Annotated in this window: 3 protein-coding genes; 1 reads left to right on the forward strand and 2 read right to left on the reverse strand. The window is 75.9% G+C overall.

Annotated elements, in window-relative coordinates; translation table 11 throughout:
• Positions 1-99 precede the first annotated feature (99 nt).
• Positions 100-1077, reverse strand: coding sequence for a DUF2599 domain-containing protein (locus tag ACFWH7_RS20985; protein ID WP_378219619.1), 978 nt, complete (start codon positions 1075-1077; stop codon positions 100-102).
• Positions 1074-1514 carry an NUDIX hydrolase gene (locus tag ACFWH7_RS20990; RefSeq protein ID WP_378219620.1) on the reverse strand — a complete coding sequence of 147 codons (441 nt, stop codon included), beginning with the start codon at positions 1512-1514 and terminating at the stop codon, positions 1074-1076. The genes ACFWH7_RS20985 and ACFWH7_RS20990 overlap by 4 nt, the downstream gene beginning before the upstream one ends.
• 109 nt (positions 1515-1623) lie before the next feature.
• On the opposite strand from ACFWH7_RS20990, the gene ACFWH7_RS20995 reads away from it, so the two are divergent.
• Positions 1624-2289, forward strand: a complete 666-nt coding sequence (locus ACFWH7_RS20995; RefSeq protein ID WP_375822603.1) for a PadR family transcriptional regulator — start codon at positions 1624-1626, stop codon at positions 2287-2289.
• Positions 2290-2373: the final 84 nt, after the last annotated feature.

Genomic DNA, 2373 nt, shown 5'->3' on the forward strand with positions numbered 1-2373 from the left:
CCGACGGGTCGCTCGGGCGCTCCCCCCCCCACCCCCCCCCCCCTCGTGCTCGCCCGACCGCGTGCGCCGTCGTGCTTGGCGTGAGCCGAGGGCCTGGTGTCAGGTCGGGTTGCAGCGCTCCGCCATCGTGGCGAGCAGCCCGACGTCGGGCCGCCAGGGCTCCAGGTTCCACGTCGCCTTGTCCGGGGCACCGACGGCGTGGCACACGAGCTGGTCGTGCATGGTCGGGGTGTCGACCTCCGGCTCGGCGGCGACGAGCTGCGTCCATACGAGCTCCTGGCCCGCCTGCCCCGCGGCGCGCGCCCACGCGGTCGGGTCGACGGCGAGCGACCGCCCGCCCTCGCGCTCACCCCAGTCGGTGCTCCGTACCGCCTGCGTCCCGAGCGGGACGACGACGTCCCACGCGGCGGCGCCTGACGAGGTGCCCGACGGCGTCCCCGCCGCGGGCACGAGCGTCACCTCCGCCCGGTGCCCGTCGACGAGCACGACCCGCACGCCCGGATTCCCGGGCGAAGGCTCGCCCGTGGCGGCGCTGTCCCCGCCCACCGCGTCGCCCGGGGCCGTGCCGTCGCTTGGCTGCGCGGCGTGCGGACCGGCGACGCGCGGGGCGCCGAACCCGCCGACGGGGGTGCCGCCGTCGTCCAGCACCGTCAGGGTGCCGTCGGCGTGGCGCACGAGCGAGCCGCCCTCGACCGAGACCAGGGCCGGGGCGTCGGCGAGGACGAGCGCGACGTCCGACGCACCCTCGTCGCCCGCCGAGACGACCACCGCCGGAGCGCCCTCGCCCGGTGCGGTCGGCGGGAGCGGGGGCGCTGCGATCTCGACGGTCACCGGCCCCACGGTCACGTGCACGGCCTCGGGTTCCGCGGCGTCGTCACCACCGGCCTCCGCGGTGCCCTCGGCACCGGACGTGTCGTCGGTGGGCGTCGTCATGACCGGCCCCGGGCCTGGCGGCGACGCGCCGTCGTCCGGCGTGCACCCGGCGAGGACGACCGGCACGAAGATGCCGGCGGCGAGCGCGGCCAGCATGGTGGCACCGGGCCGTCGTCGCGACCGGAGCGCGGCGGGTCGTGTCACGACGAGACGGGCAGCAGGCCGGCCCAGCGGCGGCCGAGGTCGACGAGCCCCACGCGTTGGAGCGCGTCGACCTCGTCGGGGGTGAACCAGCCGACGTCGTCGGTCGACTCGTCCTCCTCGACGCGCAGCTCACCGCCCACCACATGGGCGCGGTAGACGATCCGGATGGCGTGCAGCGACCGGTCGCGGTCCTCCACGCGCAGCCGGTCGGCCCCGGCGACGACGATGCTGTCCACGCCGAGGAGGCCGTCGAGCTCGACGTCGTAGCCGGTCTCCTCACGCACCTCACGGACGGCCGCGGCCTCGGGGTGCTCGCCGGGGTCGATGCCGCCGCCGGGAAGAGTCCAGCCGCCGTGGTCCCCCTCGCTCCAGTGGGGGAGGAGCATCCTCCCGTCCTCGCGGACGATCACGGCGTAGGCGGCGACGCGGATCTGCATGGACCCATCATGCGCGACGGCTGTCGTCGAACCCTGTACGGCGCACGCCGGTGGCCTTGTGCGAGCAATCGGGATCGAATACTCTGAACCAAGTATTCGGAGGTGAGCCGTGTCCCGTCGTCCCGTGTCCAACCCGCTCGCGCTCGCCGTGCTCGCGAGCCTCGCCGAGCGACCCATGTACCCGTACGAGATCACGACGACCCTGCGCGAGCGGGGCAAGGACGACAGCATCCGGCTCAACTTCGGCTCGCTGTACTCCGTCATCAAGTCGCTCGAGAAGCACGGCTTCATCACGCCGTCGCACTCGGAGCGCGAGGGCAACCGGCCCGAGCGCGTCGTCTACGAGATCACGGAGGCGGGCAAGGTCGAGGCGGCCGCGTGGCTGCGCGAGCTGCTCGCCGTGCCCTCCAAGGAGTACCCGGACGTCGAGGCCGGGCTGTCGCTCATCGCGATGCTCTCGCCGGAGGAGGTCGCGGCGCTCCTGCGCGCGCGCCTCGCGTCGCTCGACAACGAGATCCGCACGCGCGACGCCGGTCTCACCGGCGCCGCGGCGGCCGGGCTGCCGGAGATCTTCCTCGTCGAGGCCGACTACCGGCTGGCCATGCTGCGCGCGGAGCGCACGTGGATCGACCGGTTCGCCGCACGCCTGGAGACGGGCGAGGTCGGCGGCCAGGACGGCTGGGCCGAGATGGCGCGGCTGCGCGCCGCGGGCGCGTCGCCCGAGGAGATCGAGGAGGTCGTGCGCCGCCACCTGCCCGCCGACCCCACCCCCTGAGACCACCGGCGCGGGGGCGCGCCGGGGGCGCGGGGGGGGGGGTGGGCGGGCCGGGCGCGCGGGGGCGCGCGCCCGGGGGCGGGG

Origin of the sequence: Cellulosimicrobium cellulans (assembly GCF_042723955.1) — a bacterium.
Classification (GTDB): domain Bacteria; phylum Actinomycetota; class Actinomycetes; order Actinomycetales; family Cellulomonadaceae; genus Cellulosimicrobium; species Cellulosimicrobium cellulans_H.

Bases quoted from the DNA above. Each gene is read 5' to 3' on its own strand.
- ACFWH7_RS20990 (WP_378219620.1), bottom strand. From the start codon at position 1,514: ATGCAGATCCGCGTCGCCGCCTACGCCGTGATCGTCCGCGAGGACGGG.